Annotated in this window: 18 protein-coding genes and 3 tRNA genes; 7 read left to right on the top strand and 14 right to left on the bottom strand. The window is 68.1% G+C overall.

Going from position 1 to position 18,054, the window contains the following annotated elements:
• Positions 1 to 69: 69 nt before the first annotated feature.
• From FZ983_RS03810 to FZ983_RS03845, 7 genes are all read right to left on the bottom strand, one after another.
• Entirely contained in the window at positions 70 to 414 is a 345-nt protein-coding gene (locus FZ983_RS03810) for a hypothetical protein (RefSeq protein ID WP_247883555.1), read from the bottom strand.
• A gap of 233 nt (positions 415 to 647) precedes the next feature.
• A tRNA-Ala gene (locus tag FZ983_RS03815) sits at positions 648 to 723 on the bottom strand.
• Between the two features lie 38 nt (positions 724 to 761).
• A tRNA-Leu gene (locus tag FZ983_RS03820) sits at positions 762 to 848 on the bottom strand.
• 127 nt (positions 849 to 975) lie between these two features.
• Positions 976 to 1,923: a methyltransferase domain-containing protein gene (locus FZ983_RS03825; protein WP_149222240.1), complete on the bottom strand. Its 948-nt coding sequence runs from the start codon at positions 1,921 to 1,923 to the stop codon at positions 976 to 978.
• Positions 1,924 to 2,131: 208 nt separating this feature from the next.
• Entirely contained in the window at positions 2,132 to 3,100 is a 969-nt protein-coding gene (gene mepA, locus FZ983_RS03830) for a penicillin-insensitive murein endopeptidase (RefSeq protein WP_247883556.1), read from the bottom strand.
• A 175-nt stretch (positions 3,101 to 3,275) separates the two neighbouring features.
• Positions 3,276 to 4,409, bottom strand: a complete 1,134-nt coding sequence (locus FZ983_RS03835; protein WP_149222241.1) for an ABC transporter permease — start codon at positions 4,407 to 4,409, stop codon at positions 3,276 to 3,278.
• Positions 4,410 to 4,582: 173 nt separating this feature from the next.
• Positions 4,583 to 6,400: an ABC transporter transmembrane domain-containing protein gene (locus FZ983_RS03845; protein WP_149222242.1), complete on the bottom strand. Its 1,818-nt coding sequence runs from the start codon at positions 6,398 to 6,400 to the stop codon at positions 4,583 to 4,585.
• A gap of 209 nt (positions 6,401 to 6,609) precedes the next feature.
• On the opposite strand from FZ983_RS03845, the gene rpmE reads away from it, so the two are divergent.
• Positions 6,610 to 6,834: a 50S ribosomal protein L31 gene (rpmE, locus tag FZ983_RS03850; protein ID WP_012974887.1), complete on the top strand. Its 225-nt coding sequence runs from the start codon at positions 6,610 to 6,612 to the stop codon at positions 6,832 to 6,834.
• Positions 6,835 to 6,938: 104 nt separating this feature from the next.
• Here the strand turns inward: rpmE and FZ983_RS03855 are convergent, their stop codons facing one another.
• Positions 6,939 to 7,361 carry a DUF1465 family protein gene (locus FZ983_RS03855; RefSeq protein WP_149222243.1) on the bottom strand — a complete coding sequence of 141 codons (423 nt, stop codon included), beginning with the start codon at positions 7,359 to 7,361 and terminating at the stop codon, positions 6,939 to 6,941.
• Between the two features lie 266 nt (positions 7,362 to 7,627).
• On the opposite strand from FZ983_RS03855, the gene FZ983_RS03860 reads away from it, so the two are divergent.
• Complete coding sequence (locus tag FZ983_RS03860; protein ID WP_149222244.1) at positions 7,628 to 8,116, top strand: Hsp20 family protein; 489 nt, start codon at positions 7,628 to 7,630, stop codon at positions 8,114 to 8,116.
• A gap of 91 nt (positions 8,117 to 8,207) precedes the next feature.
• On the opposite strand, the gene FZ983_RS03865 is transcribed toward FZ983_RS03860, so the two are convergent.
• On the bottom strand, positions 8,208 to 8,870 hold the full coding sequence (locus FZ983_RS03865) for a hypothetical protein (RefSeq protein ID WP_149222245.1): 663 nt from the start codon (positions 8,868 to 8,870) through the stop codon (positions 8,208 to 8,210).
• Positions 8,871 to 9,058: 188 nt separating this feature from the next.
• Positions 9,059 to 9,148 (bottom strand) — tRNA-Ser (locus FZ983_RS03870).
• 208 nt (positions 9,149 to 9,356) lie between these two features.
• On the opposite strand from FZ983_RS03870, the gene rplU reads away from it, so the two are divergent.
• The 5 genes from rplU (at position 9,357) to FZ983_RS03895 (ending at position 13,205) form a co-directional block, all read left to right on the top strand.
• Positions 9,357 to 9,674, top strand: a complete 318-nt coding sequence (rplU, locus tag FZ983_RS03875) for a 50S ribosomal protein L21 (protein ID WP_012974890.1) — start codon at positions 9,357 to 9,359, stop codon at positions 9,672 to 9,674.
• Positions 9,675 to 9,729: 55 nt separating this feature from the next.
• The gene (rpmA, locus tag FZ983_RS03880) at positions 9,730 to 10,014 is read left to right on the top strand and encodes a 50S ribosomal protein L27 (protein WP_149222246.1); all 285 of its coding nucleotides are present in this window, start codon (positions 9,730 to 9,732) and stop codon (positions 10,012 to 10,014) included.
• A 149-nt stretch (positions 10,015 to 10,163) separates the two neighbouring features.
• Positions 10,164 to 11,426 carry a GTPase ObgE gene (obgE, locus tag FZ983_RS03885; RefSeq protein WP_149222247.1) on the top strand — a complete coding sequence of 421 codons (1,263 nt, stop codon included), beginning with the start codon at positions 10,164 to 10,166 and terminating at the stop codon, positions 11,424 to 11,426.
• Positions 11,416 to 12,555, top strand: coding sequence for a glutamate 5-kinase (gene proB / locus FZ983_RS03890; protein ID WP_149222248.1), 1,140 nt, complete (start codon positions 11,416 to 11,418; stop codon positions 12,553 to 12,555). The genes obgE and proB overlap by 11 nt, the downstream gene beginning before the upstream one ends.
• 5 nt (positions 12,556 to 12,560) lie before the next feature.
• Positions 12,561 to 13,205, top strand: a complete 645-nt coding sequence (locus FZ983_RS03895; RefSeq protein ID WP_247883557.1) for an HAD family phosphatase — start codon at positions 12,561 to 12,563, stop codon at positions 13,203 to 13,205.
• Positions 13,206 to 13,357: 152 nt separating this feature from the next.
• On the opposite strand, the gene FZ983_RS03900 is transcribed toward FZ983_RS03895, so the two are convergent.
• From FZ983_RS03900 to FZ983_RS03915, 4 genes are all read right to left on the bottom strand, one after another.
• On the bottom strand, positions 13,358 to 13,936 hold the full coding sequence (locus FZ983_RS03900; protein WP_149222250.1) for a hypothetical protein: 579 nt from the start codon (positions 13,934 to 13,936) through the stop codon (positions 13,358 to 13,360).
• A 121-nt stretch (positions 13,937 to 14,057) separates the two neighbouring features.
• Positions 14,058 to 15,212: a divergent polysaccharide deacetylase family protein gene (locus FZ983_RS03905; protein ID WP_149222251.1), complete on the bottom strand. Its 1,155-nt coding sequence runs from the start codon at positions 15,210 to 15,212 to the stop codon at positions 14,058 to 14,060.
• A gap of 15 nt (positions 15,213 to 15,227) precedes the next feature.
• Positions 15,228 to 16,649, bottom strand: a complete 1,422-nt coding sequence (locus FZ983_RS03910) for a S41 family peptidase (RefSeq protein ID WP_149222252.1) — start codon at positions 16,647 to 16,649, stop codon at positions 15,228 to 15,230.
• A complete protein-coding gene (locus tag FZ983_RS03915; protein WP_247883558.1) occupies positions 16,650 to 18,044 on the bottom strand; it encodes a peptidoglycan DD-metalloendopeptidase family protein in 1,395 nt (464 codons plus the stop codon).
• Positions 18,045 to 18,054: the final 10 nt, after the last annotated feature.

An 18,054-nucleotide genomic window follows, 5' to 3' on the forward strand; every position in this document is an offset into this window, starting at 1 on the left:
CAGGGCCGCAACGGTCCATTCCCGCAGCTTTAAAAGCCGGCCTTCAAAACGGCGACCGGAAACGCGCGCTCAGATCAGGCCCGCCGATGGACGGTGAGCGAGCGAGCGCATCGCCCACAGCGCCAGACGGCCGCGGCGTGGCTTCATCACCGCCGCCGGGCGGATCGGTGCCGCCGCAAGCGCAGGCACCAAAGCCGGCAAGTCGTCGCGAACGCCGCGGCCGAGGCGCCGGACCCGGCGGGCGGCGAGAACGATGCGCAGCACCTCTTCTTCGGACACGGCACGGCGGGCCGGGCCGGCGGCGAGGCTCGCCGCCTCGCACAAGGCCGCCCGTTCGGCCAAAAGCCCGGTCAGGCCCTTGGCAGCCGCCGTCAATGCAGCTTCATCGTAAAGGGCGAGGACAAGCGTCCTCACCCCGTGTTCCATCCGTGTGGACATGGCGGGCGCTCCGGAAAAAACGGAATGGCGTGCGGATAGGATGCCGGTGGATCGGCAGGCGAGATTATCCGTGAGCGGCACCCGTTCGGCCATGCGCCCCAAGGTGGTAACACCCTGACTGCGGCTCCGTGATGCTGGAAAGCCACACTCGGTGTACCGATAAATATCTGGGAGTGTCGGGATCAGTCCGCCCCGACGGCGGGAAGAAATGGTGGAGCCAAGGAGGATCGAACTCCTGACCTCTACAATGCCATTGTAGCGCTCTCCCAGCTGAGCTATGGCCCCACTATATTTCTCTTCTACCTCACCAACACTTTGGGTGTTGGTGCGCTTGGAGGGAGTCGAACCCCCACGGCCTTTCAGCCACTAGGACCTGAACCTAGCGCGTCTACCAGTTCCGCCACAAGCGCGTCCCGCGTTTCTTGGGGTCACGCGGGGCGCTCTATGTACCCAGACCGACCGCCACGCTCAAGAGGAAAAATGCAATCGCGCAAAAGTTTTTTCAGGTGACATCGTCAGCCGATACTCCCCCACCGCCTACTCCGCCGGCTTGATCGCGTAGAAGCGATAGACCCGCACGCCGGCCTCGATGGCGGCGACGCGGCGGGCCCAGAGTTCGACCTCTTCCATCACCGCCAGCTTCGTGGGGGTGTCGAGTTGGAACCTTTCCAGATGATCGACCAGCCCCTGGATGGCGGACAGGATCAGGCCGCGGTGGGTGTCGGTGATGTCCTCGGCGATGCGGAGGTCGAGGTTGCGCTGGGCGAAGGCGTTGGCCATGCGGTCCTTGGGCCACAGGTTCGGCGTCAGCGGTTCCTTGTCGCACCAGGTCTGCACCGCCTTGGCGCCCATCACCTCGGCCTCGGCGATATAGTCGGTGATCAGCAGATGGCCGCGCGGCTTCAGCGCCAGCTCCATCCCGTCGAACATCTGCTCCTTGTCGCGGACGAAGAACAGGCCTTCCTTGTAGACGATGGCGTCGACGCGCTTGGGATAGCCGAAATGCTCGGGGTTGAAGGTCTCGATCGGCGCCTTCTTCTCCAGCCCCAGCTTGAAGGAACGGACCATCCCTTCCTTCGCCAGCAGGTCCGACGCCTCCAGCCCGGTGACCCAGCAGCCGTATTTGCCGGCCATGGTGCGGCTGGTGCCGCCCAGCCCCGCGGCGAGGTCGAGCACACTCATCGCCGGGTTCAGGCCCAGCGGCTTGACCAGATAGGGGATATGGTCGGCGCCGCCGGGCGTGTTGAAGCCCTCGCCCCACATCTTCTCCGCCACCTCGATGCGGGTGGCCGTCCACAGCGGCTTGCCCCAGCGGTTCATGCCCGGACCGGGGCCGGGATTCGACGGCTGCGGCTCCGCCGAAGCCTGCTGCTGTTCGTCGCCCTTCCTGGTCTTCAGGCCGGACAGGTCATAGCCTTCCCACCAGGCGTAAAGCCGCGTCTTCAGGCTCGGTCCGTGCCCGGACGATCCGTCCTTGTCCGTCATCGCCGTCGTCCACCCCATCGGCCGATCGACGCCTCCGGCGCCGCCGGCATCCCCCGTTCGGCGCCACGCGGCGCATCATCCTTGCGGTTGTTCCGTGACATTGAAACACACCACCCGCAAGAATTCTTCCAGCCTCAGGTTAGACCGGCGCTAATTGCATGCAAGTGGAAAAATTTCCCTGCTGTAACGCCGTCCTTCGGGCGTGGCGTCAGCGCGCCGCCTTGGCCGGTGCCGGGGTCGATTCCGGCAAGGAGGCCATGCGCGTACCCGCTGCGTTCAGGACCGGGGCACAGGCGGCGGGCATCTTGCGGACCACCCGCGGTTCCGGTTTGTAGCCCGGCGGACGCTCGATGGCGGGGGAGGCGCTGGTCAGCCAGGACATCAGCTCGTCATCGCAGCCGTCACCGTCGGGCTGGGCCGTCTGCTGCTCGCACAGCGGGCTGCCGGCCGGACAGTTCAGGCGGATGTGCATATGGCCGTCATGGCCGTGCCAGGGCCGCAGCTTGTTCAGGAAAGCACGGTCGGACCAGTTGCGCTGGCACATCGCCAGCTTGATCGCCGGGCTGACGAAGATACGGGAAACCCGGGCGTCGCTGGCGGCGATCTGGACCATCTTCGCCTGCCGGTCCGACCAGTCCTCGGTCACGCGCATCCGGTCATAGTCGACATACTTGATCTCCTCCAGCCGCTCGCGACCGGCGCGCCCCATCGGCGGCAGGTCCAGCCGCAGCCAGACATCGGCATCCAGCCCGATCTGGTGGCTGGCATGCCCCGACGGCATCGGGCCGCCGCGCGCCTGCCCCATGTCGCCGATCAGCGCGGTGCCCAGCCCGGCGAGCGCCACCCGCTGGCCGAAATCACGGAGCATGTCGACCAGCACCGGATGGCCGTAGTTGCGCTTGCGCGACAGGCGGATGACCTGATAGCCGACCCCTTCCGGCGGCAGGGCGCGGGCGCCGGCGACACATCCCGCGGCATAACCGCCAATGGACTGCGCGCCGCCCAGCGACGGACCGGACACCGCGCCCCAGGCGACGCTGGTGGCATAAGCCGGGATCGGTGCCGGCTTCTTCTTGCGCTGCTTGGCGTCGGCCGCACCCGACGCCAGCAGGGCGACAGCCAGCCCGACGCACGCGACAACCCTGAAGGCACGCCCCCCGAAAGCGCGAAATCCCATATCCGTTCCCCGCATCGCCGCCAGCACCGCCGCCAGCACCGCCACTGTTACGGCTATAGCGGAGTCGTGGTTAAGGAATGATGGAGGATGCCTCCGGGCCGCACAACCGGACGGTCAGGCGCCGTTCCGGTCCATCCGTGGTGCGCCCCTTGGCCGAAGCTACGGCTTGCGGCGCTCAGTCCAGCGTCTGGCGGTAGCGCCTCAGCGCCACCACCGTCACCACCGTCAGGAACAGGAGGAGCGCCAGCACCTCCGCCGCGATCTCGGCCAGCCCGTTTCCTTTCAGCAGGATGCCACGGACGATGCGCAGGAAATGGGTCAGCGGCAGCAGCTCCCCCACCGCCTGCGCCCATCCGGGCATGCCGCGGAACGGAAACATGAAGCCGGACAGCAGCATCGACGGCAGGAAGAAGAAGAAGGACATCTGCATCGCCTGCAGCTGGTTGCGCGCCAGCGTGGAGAAGGTGAAGCCGACGGCGAGATTGGCCGCGATGAACAGGATCAGCACAGCCGACAGCAGGCCGAGGCTGCCGACGATGGGCACATCGAACAGCAGCCGCGCCGCCACCACGATCAGCAGCACCTGGACATAGCCGATAGCGACGAAGGGAACGATCTTGCCCAGCATCACCTCGAACGGGCGGACCGGCATGGCCAGCAGGTTCTCCATGGTCCCGCGTTCCCGCTCGCGGGTGACGGCCAGGGCCGTCATCATCACCATGGTCATGGTCAACACCACGCCCATCAGGCCGGGCACGACATTGTACTGGGTGATGCCTTCCGGGTTGTAGCGGCGATGGATGCGCAGTTCCACCGGATCGGGAGCCGCGCGCAAGGCCGCCAGTGGTCCGGTCAGGTCGGGGTTCAGCGCCTGCCGCGCGATGGTGGACAGGGCCGACAGCGCATTGCTGGTCGCCGCCGGGTCGGTGGCGTCGGCCTCCACCAGCAGCACCGGGCGGGTGCCGCGCTGGAGGTCGCGGGCGAAGCCGGCGGGGATGGTGACGGCGAACTGCACCTCCCCCTCCGCCAGCAAGCGGTCGACCTCGGCCTCCGACGTCGCGGCACGGGTGATGGCGAAATAGCGGGAGTTTTCCATCGCCGCCACCAGCGTCCGGGCGAAAGGGCTTGAATCGGCGACCAGCACGGCGGTCGGCAGCGCCTTGGGGTCGGAGTTGATGGCGAAGCCGAACAGGATCAGTTGCAGGATCGGCACCCCCACCATCATGGCGAAGGTCAGCCGGTCGCGCCGCATCTGGATGAACTCCTTCACCATCACCGCCATCAGGCGGCCCGCCGATATCCGCGCCATCGCACTGCCTCGCCGGTTGGGGGTGGTTGAGCTTTGCGGCGTTAGACCCCCACCTAACCTCCCCCGCTGGGCGGGGGAGGGACTGCCGCAGCTTTCCCGAACAAGCATTTGTCTCCTCCCCCGCCCAGCGGGGGAGGATTAAGGTGGGGGTCTAACGCCGACGGAAGCAGATCCTACGCCACCCCGTCCGCCCGGTCGAACTGCAAGGCCGCCAGCCTTGCGTAGAGACCGCCCTGCGCCACCAGTTCGGCATGGGTGCCGGTCTCCACCACGCGGCCCTTGTCCATCACCACGATGCGGTCGGCGTTCAGCACCGTCGCCAGCCGGTGGGCGACGATCAGGGTGGTGCGGCCATGCATCAGCCGGTCGAGCGCGTCCTGCACCATCCGCTCGCTCTCGGCATCCAGCGCGCTGGTCGCCTCGTCCAGCAGCAGCACCGGCGGGTCGCGCAGGATGGCGCGGGCGATCGCGAGGCGCTGGCGCTGGCCGCCCGACAGCCGCACGCCCTTCTCGCCCAGGAAGGTGCCGAGCCCCTCCGGCAGCGCGTCGAGGAAGTCCAGCGCATGGGCGGCCTCGGCGGCGGCGCGCACCTCGGCATCCGACGCGTCGGGGCGGCCGTAGCGGATGTTCTCCCAGGCATTGGCGGAGAAGACCACCGGGTCCTGCGCCACGAGGCCCAGCCGGCGCCGCACAGCCACCGGATCGGCGTCGCGGAGTTCGACGCCGTCGAGCCGCACCGATCCGGCCTGCGGGTCGTAATAGCGCAGCAGAAGCTGGAACACCGTCGATTTGCCGGCCCCCGACGGGCCGACCAGCGCCACCCGCTCGCCTGGCCTCACGTCCAGCGAGAAGCCCTCAAGCGCCGCCCAGTCGGGGCGCGAGGGGTAATGGAAGCGGACGGCGTCGAAGGACAGCGCCCCCGCCGCCGGGCTGGGCAGCGGCTTGGGCGCAGCCGGCGCGCGGATTTCCGACTCGATGGCCAGCAGGCCGAACAGCCGCTCGGTCGCGCCGGCGGCGCGCTGCAGGTCGCCGATCACCTCGCTGATGGCGCCGACCGAACCGGCCACCACCACGGAATAGATGACGAAGGCCGACAGCTCGCCCGGTGTCAGCCGACCGGCCACCACGTCATGGCCACCGATCCACAGGATGATGCCGACGGCGCCGAACACCAGAACGATGACGATCACGGTCATCAGCGCCCGCACCCGAACGCGGCGGATGGCGACGTCGAATGCCTCCTCCACCCGCTTGCCGAACAGGGCGCGGTCGATGGCCTCGTGGGTGTAGGCCTGGACCGTGCGGATGGCGGCCAGCGTCTCCTCCACGAAGGAACCCACATCGGCGATGCGGTCCTGGCTGTCGCGCGACAGCTTGCGCACCCGCCGGCCGAAGAACACGATGGGTGCGACCACCAGCGGAACCACCAGCGCCACCAGCCCGGTCAGCTTGGGCGAGGTGATCAGCAGCATGCCGGTGCCGCCCAGGAACAGCAGCGCGTTGCGCAGCGCGATGGAGGCCGACGACCCGACCACCACCTGCAAAAGCGTGGTGTCGGTGGTCAGGCGCGACAGGATCTCGCCGGTCTTGGTCGTCTCGAAGAAACCCGGCGACAGGGTCAGCACATGGTCGTAGACGGCGCGCCGGATGTCGGCGACCACCCGCTCGCCGATCCAGCTGACCAGATAGAAGCGCCCATAGGTGGAGGCCGCCATCAGCGCGATCACCCCCAGCAGCACCAGCAGCGCCCGGTCGAGCAGCGAGGTGTCGCCGCCGGCGAAACCCTGGTCGATCAGCACCCGCATCCCCTGCCCCAGCCCCAGCACGGTGCCGGCCGCCACGGTCAGCGCCACCATCGCGCCAAGGATGCGCCATTTGTAGGGAAGCAGGAACGGCACCAGCCGGCGCAGCGGTCCAAGATCGCGGCGGCGGGCATCCGCCTCGCCGCGGGTGGAGGCGGCAATCAGGTCGGGGGAGGGTTGGCGAGCCACGCTGTTCCCGCTTGTCTGTTGGGGGTATTGCTGCGGATCGCTGCCATATAGCGTGGTTGAAAGGCCCCAACAAGGCGACCGACGGGCGAAAGCGCCCGGAAACCGCCCGCGGATATTGGTATGGACGCCTCGAATGAGCGGCGATTCCAGGGTTGCGCCGGCGGAGGTGTTTTGGTATAGACGCCGCTCGCTTTGCAGGAACCCCGGCCATGAAGACTGACATCCATCCCGACTATCACGAGATCACCGTGGTCATGACCGACGGCAGCTCGTTCACGACCCGCTCCACCATGGGCAAGCCGGGCGACACGCTGCGCCTCGACATCGACCCGAAGTCGCACCCGGCCTGGACCGGCGTGCAGAAGCTGCTGGACACCGGCGGGCAGATCGCCAAGTTCAACAAGCGCTTCGCGAACTTCGGCCTCAAGAAGTAAGCGGTTCTCGCGCTTCTATCCTGCCGATGCGAAAAGGGCGTCCGACCGGTTCGGACGCCCTTTTCGTTTGTGCGTGTCGTGAAGCCGCGTGTCCCGGGGCTCCTTTACCCCACCGCCGCCGCGGCCTCGCGCTCCACGTCGGCGCGGACCATGGCGTCGAGCCGATGGACGCGCATGTACAGGCTGTGGCTGCGCTCCAGCAGGCTGCGCAGGCCGGATGGCAGCCCCTCATTGTCGGGGCCGCTGGGATCGGAACAGATTTCGCCGCCGGACAGCGCGAAATCCTCGCTCGCCGCCTGCTCCTTCGTCATCTCGCCGGCATGCACGGCCTTCTGCGCCAAGAGCCAGGCCATCACCTGGGTCAGGCGGCTGGTCACCCGCATCGACTCGTAAGAGATCTGCAGTCGGACCTGCGGCGGCAGCTTCCGGTGTTCAGCCACATCATGATAGGCGATGTAATTCCGCGCCTCGATCAAGAGGGCCATGGTCTCGTCGTAGGGACCGTTGAAGAAGAAGGTGTGCGTCATGGTCGTCGGCCCCCTCCCGCGGACTTACGGCCCTAGCTTGAGCCTTGCCGCAACTGATTAACAATTGGTGACTGGGCGGTACCCGGCAACCCCAAGCGGGGTTTCACCCGAGTTGGTGCGGCCGCCCTCTTGAACGGGACAGAGCATCGATTATCTCTCGCTCGTCCGGCGGATGCCCATCAGGGGTCCGCCACCAACCCCGCCCTTAGAGGACCGACCGCTGTCGTGGTCCTCGACGGCCGTATCGCTCTTTCGGAGGATATGTCATGCGCAGCTACGACCTTTCGCCGCTGTTCCGTTCCACCGTCGGTTTCGACCGCCTGTCGCGTCTGCTGGAGACCGCGACCACCGGTGACGAGGCGGCGTCCTACCCGCCCTACAACATCGAAAAGCTGAGCGAGGATTCGTACCGGATCACCATGGCCGTCGCCGGCTTCGGTCTGGACGACCTCAACATCACCGCTCACCAGAACTCGTTGACCGTCACGGGTAAAGCTAAGAAGGACGAGCCGACCGGCCAATTCCTCTACCGGGGTATCGCCGGCCGCGCGTTCGAGCGCCGCTTTCAGCTCGCCGACTTCATCAAGGTGACCAGCGCGTCTCTTCAGAATGGCCTTCTGCACATCGAGCTGGCACGCGAGGTACCCGAAGCGATGAAGCCGCGGAGCATTCCGATCGTCACCGCCGCCGGCAGCGAGACGGTGCAGGTCGAAGCGCCCGCTTCGGCTCCCGCCCTGACCCAGCAGGCGGCCTGACGCACCAACGCGGTCCGTCCGTGCATGACGCGGACATGAGAACGGCGCCCCGGACCTTCCGGGGCGCCGTTTCCTTGGTGGCCGGCCCGGGTCAGGCGCGCGGAAAGCTGTCCGGGGGCGCCAGCACCCATTCCGCATAGCCGGCGCGCAACAGCTCGAAGGCGGCGACCAGCCCGGCGGCCCCGGCATAGGCGGTGACCAGCACCTGTTCCGGCGACACCTGTGCCCCGAAGACGATCAGCAGAGCCCCGAGGAACGGACCGCCCAACAGGAATGCCGCCAGCCACAGCGGTTCCGCCGAGAGCCAGGCGCTGAGCACCGCACGCGTCCGCTGCGACAGGCGCAGCAGCCCGCCCGCCTTGGCATCGAGAGCTTCAAGGCTGCCGGCCCTCAACTCCGCCACCCGCCGGCCATCGGCATCGATGAAAACGACCTCCACCTTCATGCCATGGCGCCGAACCGAGGCCCGCACCGAGTCGCCGAGCCGCGTCTCCAACAGGATCCTGTTGCCGCCCAATGCGGGCAGCGCGTCGCGCACCTCCTCCGGCGGCTCGCCCCACTCGCGCAAGGCCTCCAGGATGACGCGGGGATCCTCGCAGGGGATCGCATCCATGTGAATCACCCGTCCCTGCGGGGCCTTCACCGTCAGGATCAGCACCTGCTCCACCGGATCATGGGTGCCCTCCACCCGCAAACCGCCTTCGGCCACATAGGAGAAGCGCAGGCACCCATCATGGCGGCTGAGCGTGTTCATGACGGCGGCACCCTTCCGGTCGCTGGCGTTGACATGACCAACAATCCAGCCGGAGGAAAGGCCATCGGCATCGCGCGGCGAAAAAGGGGAAGCTCGACCGGACGAAGCGGGACCGCGGACATGAAAAAAGCGCCTAACCGATCCGGCTGGCGCTTTCTGCTGTCTTCCCTCTCTCAGAAGAGAGAGAATGGCGGATGGGGGGAGATTCGAACTCCCGATACCCGTGAGGGTATGCCGCATTTCGAGTGCGGTGCATTCAACCGCTCTGCCACCCATCCGCTGCCCCGTTTGGCGGGGTGGGCGGAACCTATATAAACGCCTGCGGCCGCGCAAGCCTTTTTTGCAGAAAAATGCGACGCGTTTGGGCCGCATCCCTGTTGACTCCGAGCCCCTCCTGAGTATAGATCGTCGCTCCCATGAACGGGCTTGCGCATCGAACGGTGGGCGAGAAGCCCGCCGTTTGTTTTGACATAGGCAGTGACGACAATGTTTGCAGTGATCCGCACCGGCGGCAAGCAGTACAAGGTCGCCAATGGCGACGTGATCCGTGTTGAGAAGCTCGAGGCCGATGCTGGCGCCTCCATCACGCTCGATGACGTGCTGATGGTCGGCGACGCAGGCAACACCACCATCGGCACCCCGACCGTGGCCGGCGCCTCGGTCGTCGCCGAGGTCGTCGCCCAGGATCGCGGCCCGAAGATCATCGTCTTCAAGAAGAAGCGCCGCCAGAACTACCGCCGCAAGAACGGCCACCGCCAGGACCTGACCGTCCTGCGCATCACCGGCATCAACGGCGCCGCCTGATCCGGGTCTCCCGGTCCGGCGTTCAGGCGCATCTTCAGTTTAGGAGCAACACCCCATGGCACACAAAAAGGCAGGCGGCTCGTCCCGCAACGGCCGTGACTCCGCCGGTCGCCGTCTCGGCGTGAAGCGTTTCGGTGGCGAGAACGTCGTCTCCGGCAACATCATCGTCCGTCAGCGTGGCACGAAGTTCCACCCGGGCGAGAACGTCGGTCTCGGTCGCGACCACACCCTGTTCGCGATGGCCGACGGCCAGGTTTACTTCAAGCACAGCTCGAACGGCCGCACTTTCGTGAACGTCGTTCCGGCCAACGACCAGGTTCCGGCCGTCGCTGCCGAGTAACCATTAAGGTCGTTGCGCGGCCTGTGTCGCAGGCCTGCACGCTTGTGGGATAAGATCGGGGGACCGGGCGACCGGCTCCCCGATTTTCGTTTTCAGTCCGGTACCGTCCCGCTGCCGGTTCCCCTTCCGTTTACGGGCAAGGTCCTCCGATGAAGTTTCTCGATCAAGCCAAGGTCTTCCTGAAGAGCGGTGACGGCGGTCCCGGCGCCGTGGCGTTCCGGCGCGAGAAGTTCATCGAGTTCGGCGGTCCCGACGGCGGTGACGGCGGACGGGGCGGGGACGTGATCATCGAGGCGGCGGACGGCCTGAACACGCTGATCGACTACCGCTACAAGCAGCACTTCAAGGCGCAGCGCGGCCATCACGGCATGGGCAGCAACCGCAACGGCGCGCGCGGCGAGGATGTCGTCCTGCGCGTGCCGGTCGGCACCCAGATCCTGGACGAGAACCAGGAAACGGTGTTGTGCGACCTGACCGAGGCCGGCCAGCGCCGCGTCTTCCTGCGCGGCGGCGACGGCGGGCACGGCAACGCGCATTTCAAGACGCCGACCAACCGGGCGCCACGCAAGTTCCACCCCGGCTGGCCGGGGCAGGAGCAGTGGGTCTGGCTGCGGCTGAAGCTGATCGCCGATGCCGGGTTGCTGGGCCTGCCCAATGCCGGCAAGTCGACCTTCCTGGCGGCGACCACCGCGGCCAAGCCGAAGATCGCCGATTACCCCTTCACCACGCTGGCTCCCAACCTGGGCGTCGTCCGCGCCGGTGACGAAGAGTTCGTCATCGCCGACATCCCCGGCCTGATCGAAGGCGCGCATGAGGGCCATGGGCTGGGCGACCGTTTCCTCGGCCATGTCGAGCGCTCGCGCATCCTGCTGCACCTGATCGACGGCACGGCCGACGACGTCGTCGCCTCCTACCGCACGATCCGGAACGAGCTGGAGGCCTATGGCGGCAACCTCGCCGTCAAGCCGGAGGTCATCGGGCTGAACAAGTCCGACGCCCTGCTGGACGAGGAGATCGAGGAGAAGAAGAAGGCGCTGGAGGAAGCCTCCGGCGCCGAGGTGATGGTGCTGTCCGGCGCCACCGGCGACGGCGTGAAGCAGGTGCTGTACCGCCTGCTGACGGTCATCAAGGAATCCAAGGCGGAAGAGCCCGAGGTCATCCACGCCCCCGCGACCCGGTCCATCCCGCGTCCGCCGGTCGGCCAGAAGCTGCCCGACGACAGCGAGATGCAGTGGGACGACGAAACCGGCGAATGGGTCGGCGGCGAGGATGAGGACTTCGAGGAGAATGATCTCGAAGAGGGCGAAGAGCTGGACGCCGACTCGGACGAAGCCCTTGACGGGGAAGAGCCGGAGGGCGAAGAGGACGGCTCGGACGACGATACGGACGGAACCTCCCGCCATGGCGCTTGACGCCCCTACCCTTCTCGAATCCCGCCGGCTGGTCGTAAAGATCGGTTCGGCCCTTCTGGTCGATGGGGAAACCCGGCAAATCCGCCGGGACTGGCTCGACGCCCTGGCCGACGACGTCGCCGCCTGCCGCAAGCGCGGGCAGGAGGTGGTGATCGTCACCTCCGGCGCCGTCGCCTGCGGGCGGGAGCATCTCGGTCTCGTCGGCCGGGCTCTGAAGCTGGAAGAGAAGCAGGCGGCCGCCGCCACCGGGCAGATCCGTCTGGCCCACGCCTATCAGGAAACGCTGGCCCGCCACGACGTCACCGTCGCCCAGGTCCTGGTGACGCTGGAGGACACCGAGGAGCGTCGGCGCCACCTGAATGCCCGCAACACCATCGACACCCTGCTGAAGCTGGGCGCCGTTCCCGTCATCAACGAGAACGATACGGTCGCCACGGCCGAAATCCGCTTCGGCGACAATGACCGGCTGGCCGCCCGCGTGGCGCAGATGGTCAGCGCCGACACGCTGGTGCTGCTGTCGGACATCGACGGCCTCTACACCGCCGACCCCCGCAAGGACCCGGACGCCCGCCACATCCCCACCGTGCGCGAACTGACGCCGGAGATCGAGGGTATGGCCGGCGAGCCGCCCCCCGGCTACAGCAGCGGCGGCATGGTGACCAAGATCGCCGCGGCGCGCGTCGCCCTGTCGGCCGGCTGCCGCATGGTCATCGCCAAGGGCAAGCGCATGAACCCGCTGGCGGCGCTGGAGCGGCGGCCGGAGGATGGCGGTGCGCTCTGCACCTGGTTCCTCCCCTCCGCCGAGCCGACCAGCGCCCGCAAGGCCTGGATCGCCGGCCATGTGAACGCCACCGGCGTGCTGGTGGTCGATGACGGCGCCATGCGCGCCCTGTCGCACGGCGCAAGCCTGCTGCCGGCCGGCGTCACCGCCGTGCAGGGCGAGTTCGACCGCGGCGACGTGGTGATCGTCCGCACCCAGGACGGGCGAGAGGTCGCCCGCGGCCTGGTCGCCTACAGCGCCGACGACGCCCGCAAGATCCTGCGCCACAAGAGCACCGAGATCCCGGAGATCCTGGGCTATCAGGGGCGCGACGAGATGATCCACCGCGACGATCTGGTGGTGCGGTGACCGGCATGATCAGTCACCCGATCCGTGCCGTCCTGTGGGACATTGACGGCACGCTGATGGACAGCGAGCCGTGGCACCAGCAGATCACCGTCGAGGTCTGCCGCGGCTATGGTCATGAGCTGAGTGACGAGGATTGCCGGTCGATGCACGGCGTCGCGTTCCGCGAGATCTACGCCGCCCTGCACGCCCGCCGCCCCTTCCCGATCGACCTGCACGCCTGGGCGGACGAGATCAACGCCCAGTATGTCGCCAGCGTCCATCAGGTCCGCCCGCGCGAAGGCGCCTTCGCCCTGGTGGAGGCCTTCGCCGCCCGCGGGCTGGCGCAGGCCTGTGTCTCCAACGGCGGGCGCATGATCGTCGATGCCAACATGCGCGCCATGTCGATCCCGCATTTCCGCTTCAGCATCGCCCGCGAGGACGTCGCCAACGGCAAGCCGCATCCCGAGCCCTACCTGCTGGCCGCGAAGATGCTGGGCCTGCCCCCGGAAGCCTGCGCGGTGATCGAGGACAGCCCCACCGGCGCCCGCAGCGCCAAGGCCGCCGGCATGCTGACCATCGCCTGGCCCCAGCACCCCGCCGTGGTGTTCGACACTGTCGACCATCTGGTGGAGGATCCGGGGGCGCTGGATTGGGATGCGCTTTGCGGGTGAGGGGTTGCTGCGGCGTGCCCCCTCCCTAACCCTCCCCCGCTTCGCGGGAGAGGGGACTTCCGCCACCCTTTGCTACGCCCTAACAAGCGTCCTGCTCCCTCTCCCGCGAAGCGGGGGAGGGATGGGGAGGGGGCAAACGCACGCATCCCTCCTCAATCCAACGTCCACTTTGCCATCTGCGGAAACGGCGCCAGTCCGTTGTTGCCCATATAGGCGAACATCCCCGCATAGCCGGTGAAGCCGGACTGCGCCAGATTGATCAGGCCGAAATGGGTCCCCTGCTCGATCCAGGCCAGCATCGGGTGGGCGCCCTGATAGTCGGTGTATTTGTACGATCCGGGGAAGAACAGGCATTCCTGCGGCAAGCCCAGATGATGGACGACGGCATAGGACCAAGCCTGGGACATGAACTCGCCCTGCCGGGCGGCCAAGGTCAAGACCGGATCGGGCGTTCCGTCCCGCGCGGTCTGGTCGGCAAGGATGCCGTCGATGTCGGCCTGCAAGTCGCGACCCAGCAGCGGCCAATACCGGCGCGGCAGAACGATCATGTGCCCCGCCTCATGCAGCAGGTCGCCCGGCCCCAGCAGGGTTTCGGGATCGGCATGGATCACACCGGCATGGATGTTCACGCCGGGCAGAAAGCCGCCAAGGGCGCCCTCGCCATACTCCACCTGTATGCCGATCCCGCGCAGAAACGCGACGATGGGCTCCAGCGCTTCCGGATGGTACATCCGCCCTCTCCGCCAATTTGAAATCCGGCGGAGATATTCTCGCAACGGGCGCAGTGACGCAAGGCACACACGCGCAACCGCCCGATGCGCGTTGTCGCATCGGGCGGAATGAGCGCGAACGCTATTTCTGGATGTTGACCACCGCCGACACGGGGGCCAGCGCGATCCCGCGGTCTGCCACCGATGTCAGCCACAGATTGAGGCGCTCGATCGTGGTCGGATAGGGGGATGCGAAGCCGACGGCGGCACCGTTGGTCTTGGCAAGCTCCTCCAGTTCGCGCAGCTGGTCGTCGATGGCGCCGCGCGACAGGTCGCGGTCGATGATACGGTCGCCCAACGCCCGCGGCACGCCGGCCAGATTGGCGAGCGGCCCGGCGACGCTCTTCGGGTTGGCACGGGCATCGACCAGAAGCAGGCCGCGGGCCTTCAGTGCATCGATCACCGGCTGCATCGCCGCCGGGTTGGCGGTGAACTTGCTGCCGGTGGTGCTGGTGATGCCGACATAGCCCACCGCCTTGCCCAGCGACCATTCCAGCCGCTCCACATTGCGGTCGGGGCCGAGCATGGTCAGCAGCGCGTTGGGGCCGGGATCGTCGCGCGGATAGTTCAACGGCTCCATCGGCACCGACAGCATCACCTCGTGCCCCTTGGTGCGGGCGCGCTCGACCCAGTCGTCCAGCCGCTCGGCATAGGGCAGGAAGGCCAGCGTGATGCCGGGCGGCAGCTTCGCCAGCGCATTGCCGGTGGTGACGCCGCTGAGGCCCAGGTCCGACATGACGATGGCGACGCGCGGACGCTTGTCGGTCGCGGGGAATGGCCGGGCATAGACCTGCCATGGCTTGCGCCCGTCCTGAGCGATGCGCGGCAGCGGGCCGCTGCGGCTGTCCTCCACCAGCCCCGGCACCGGCGCCGGGACCAGCGTCACCGCCGCCGCCGGGGCGCCCGGCAGGGGCAGCGGCGCGGCGTCGGTCGGCAATGGTGCCGCCGGTGCGGCGACCTTCGGCTCCGGCTTCGGTGGCGGCGGCAGTGGAGCGACCGCGACCGTGGCCGAGGGTATGGAGGCCTGCCATGCCTCCCGCGTCGCGTCGGCATTCAGCGCCAACCATCCGCCCAGCCCGGCATAGGCGACCGCCACCAGGGCAACGGCGCCCAGAAGCGGCCTGGACAGCGGCTTGCGAGGTCCCGCCCCGCCACGGATGCGGCGCAGCCAGCCGAGCCCGGGGCGCAGGCCCCGGAAATCGAACCGCAGACGACCGAGCAGAGCGGGAGCCTTCACCGTCGTCAGCCCCGGTCAGCGCGCCGCGGCGCGCTGCTGGAATAGGGCGACGCCGCGCAGCAGATCCAGCGCGCGGGCGAGCTGGAAGTCGAAGGGCGGCTCGGCCCCCTCCGCCGCGGCACCATCGGTCGGGGCGGCACCCGGCGCAGGAGCGGCCCCGGGAGCGGCCCCGGGAGCGGTCGGAGGCGCACCGGCGCCCGGCGCGCCCGGATTCGGAGCGGCGGGAGTGCCGGGCGCGGCCGGGTTGGTGGTGGCCGGACGCGGCGCCTTGTTGGCGTCGGGGTTGACCAGCGCACCCTTCAGATCGGCTTCGCGGCGGCGGACGATGTTCTTGTCCAGATCCTCCACCTTGGCGACATGCACCTCGATGTCCGGGGTGATGCCCAACTGCTGGATAGAGCGGCCCGACGGCGTGTAGTAGCGCGCCGTGGTCAGCCGCATGGCGCCATGGCCGGGCAGCGGGATGATGGTCTGGACCGATCCCTTGCCGAAGGTCTGGGTGCCCATGATGATGGCGCGCTTGTGGTCCTGCAGCGCGCCGGCGACGATTTCCGAGGCCGAGGCCGAGCCGCCGTTGATCAGCACCACCATCGGCAGGTTCTTGATCAGGTCGCCCGCCTTTGCGTTGAAGCGGGTGCCCTCCTCCGCGCGCCGGCCGCGGGTCGACACGATCTCGCCCTTCTCCAGGAAGGTATCGGACACCGACACCGCCTGATCGAGCAGGCCGCCCGGATTGTTGCGCAGGTCGAGCACGAAGCCCTTCAGCTTGTCGCCCAACTGCTGCTGCAGCGAGGAGATCGCCTTCTCCAGCCCGCTCTGCGTCTGCTCGTTGAAGCTGGTGACGCGGATGTAGCCGATGTCGCCTTCGGCGCGGTAGCGGACCGACTGCACCTTGATGACGGCGCGGGTCAGCGACACGGTGAAGGGCTCGCCCGCCTCGCCGCGGCGGACGGTGACCTTCAGCTCGCTGCCCACCGGCCCGCGCATCTTCTCCACCGCCTCGTTCAGGCTGAGGCCCATCACCGCCTCGCCGTTCAGCTGGACGATCAGGTCGCCCGGCTGCAGGCCGGCGCGGAAGGCCGGGGTGTCGTCGATGGGCGACACGACCTTCACCAGGCCGTTCTCCATCGTCACCTCGATGCCCAGCCCGCCGAACTCGCCACGGGTCTGGACCTGCATGTCCTGGAAGCTTTTCTTGTTCAGATAGCTCGAATGCGGGTCGAGCGAGGTCAGCATCCCGTTGATCGCCGATTCGATCAGCTGTTCGTCGGTGACCTGCTCGACATATTCGGCGCGGACGCGCTCGAAGACGTCGCCGAACAGGTTCAGCTGCCGGTAGGTGTCCGACGAATTGCTGGACTGAGCGGTGACGGTGGCGACGCCGGCGCCCAGAAACACCAGAGCAGCCGCCGTGGCGGCGCGCTTGATCATCCTCATCTACCCTTGTCCTTTCCCCTCCGGGGCGCCGAACCCGCGTTGCGGGTTGATCGGCTGGCCGTTTCGTCGCAGCTCGAAATAGAGATCCGGATTGCCGTCCGGCGGCATGACCGCCAGCGGTTCCCCGCCGGCCACCTTACGCCCGACTGCCGTGTCGATCCGGCCCAAACCCGCAATCAAACTATGATATCCGTTGCCGTGTTCCACGATCAAGATGAGGCCATAGCCCTTGAAGGGGCCGGCAAACACGATCGTGCCGCCGCGCGGCGCCACCACGGCGGCCCCGGCGCGGGTCTGAACCGTCACGCCACGGCTGGTGGCGCCGTAGCGGTCGGCCTCGCCGAAGCGGGTGGTCAGCTTTCCGGCAGCCGGCAGCACCATGCCGGCGACCGCGGGAGGACCATCCGGCGCCTTTGCGGCCAGTTCGCGCTCGCGTGCCGCTTCCTTCGCGGCTTCGTCCTTCGCGCGCTTTTCCTCGGCGGCCTTTTGTTCGGCAATCTTCTGCTCGGCGGCGCGCAGTTCGGCCAGCTTGCGTTCGGCCTCCTTGCGCTCGGCCTCCTTCTGGGCGGCGAGGCGCCGCTCGGCCTCGCGCTTCTCCGCCTCGCGCTTGGCGGCCTCCCGGCGCTCCGCCTCGCGCCGCTCTGCCTCGCGGCGGGCGGCGGCCTCGGCGGCGGCGCGACGTTCGGCCTCGATCCGCTCCATCAGCTGGCGCAGGTCGGTGGCTTGGCCAGACAGCTCCGCCATGCGCTGGCCGACCTGCACGCGCTCCTCCTCGGTCTGGCGCGACAGCTCCTCGCGCCGGGCGATCAGGCGGTTCATCTCGCCCTGCTTCTCGGCCAGCGCCACCCGCGCCGCCAGCGCCTTGGAGCGCTGGTCCACCAGCCTGCCGCGGGTGTCGGCCAACGCGGTCAGCGCCTGCGACAGCGCGTCGGCCCGCGCCTTCAGGGCAGGCACCGCGTCGCGCAGCAGCAGGGCGGAGCGCAGGGTGTCGACCGGACTTTCCGGCCGGGCCAGTGCCGCTTCCGGCGGGATGCGGGCCAACCGCTGGAGGGCAGCCAGCAGGGTGGCGATCTGCTGCCGTTCGGCGTCCAGCCCGGCGGACCGCTCGCGCTCCTCCCCCTCAAGGGCGGTGAGCGTCTCTTCCAGTTGGTCGAGTGCCTGTTCCTGCCCGCGCGCTTGGTCGGCAAGTGCAATCAGCCGGCCGCGCAGGTCGTCCAGTTCCGTCTGCAGGGCTTGGGATTGGCGTTCCAGCAGCTGCTGGCGCTGCTTGCCGGTCTGAAGCTGCTGCTCGACGCGCTTCAGCGTATCCTTGGGGGCATCGGTCTGGGCATTCGCCGGCTGGGCGAGGATCAGGCCGGCGACGACCACGAAGCCTTTAACAAACCCCTCCCCCACCCCGGATACC

Origin of the sequence: Azospirillum sp. B21 (assembly GCF_008364825.1) — a bacterium.
Lineage (GTDB): Bacteria > Pseudomonadota > Alphaproteobacteria > Azospirillales > Azospirillaceae > Azospirillum.

What these genes read in the sequence shown, in the direction of transcription:
- FZ983_RS03825 (WP_149222240.1), bottom strand. Translation starts at nt 1,923, where the DNA reads ATGACGGACAAGGACGGATCGTCCGGGCACGGACCGAGCCTGAAGACG.
- mepA (WP_247883556.1), bottom strand. Translation starts at nt 3,100, where the DNA reads ATGGGATTTCGCGCTTTCGGGGGGCGTGCCTTCAGGGTTGTCGCGTGC.
- FZ983_RS03835 (WP_149222241.1), bottom strand. Translation starts at nt 4,409, where the DNA reads ATGGCGCGGATATCGGCGGGCCGCCTGATGGCGGTGATGGTGAAGGAG.
- rpmE (WP_012974887.1), top strand. Translation starts at nt 6,610, where the DNA reads ATGAAGACTGACATCCATCCCGACTATCACGAGATCACCGTGGTCATG.
- FZ983_RS03855 (WP_149222243.1), bottom strand. Translation starts at nt 7,361, where the DNA reads ATGACGCACACCTTCTTCTTCAACGGTCCCTACGACGAGACCATGGCC.
- FZ983_RS03860 (WP_149222244.1), top strand. Translation starts at nt 7,628, where the DNA reads ATGCGCAGCTACGACCTTTCGCCGCTGTTCCGTTCCACCGTCGGTTTC.
- FZ983_RS03865 (WP_149222245.1), bottom strand. Translation starts at nt 8,870, where the DNA reads ATGAACACGCTCAGCCGCCATGATGGGTGCCTGCGCTTCTCCTATGTG.
- rplU (WP_012974890.1), top strand. Translation starts at nt 9,357, where the DNA reads ATGTTTGCAGTGATCCGCACCGGCGGCAAGCAGTACAAGGTCGCCAAT.
- rpmA (WP_149222246.1), top strand. Translation starts at nt 9,730, where the DNA reads ATGGCACACAAAAAGGCAGGCGGCTCGTCCCGCAACGGCCGTGACTCC.
- obgE (WP_149222247.1), top strand. Translation starts at nt 10,164, where the DNA reads ATGAAGTTTCTCGATCAAGCCAAGGTCTTCCTGAAGAGCGGTGACGGC.
- proB (WP_149222248.1), top strand. Translation starts at nt 11,416, where the DNA reads ATGGCGCTTGACGCCCCTACCCTTCTCGAATCCCGCCGGCTGGTCGTA.
- FZ983_RS03895 (WP_247883557.1), top strand. Translation starts at nt 12,561, where the DNA reads ATGATCAGTCACCCGATCCGTGCCGTCCTGTGGGACATTGACGGCACG.
- FZ983_RS03900 (WP_149222250.1), bottom strand. Translation starts at nt 13,936, where the DNA reads ATGTACCATCCGGAAGCGCTGGAGCCCATCGTCGCGTTTCTGCGCGGG.
- FZ983_RS03910 (WP_149222252.1), bottom strand. Translation starts at nt 16,649, where the DNA reads ATGAGGATGATCAAGCGCGCCGCCACGGCGGCTGCTCTGGTGTTTCTG.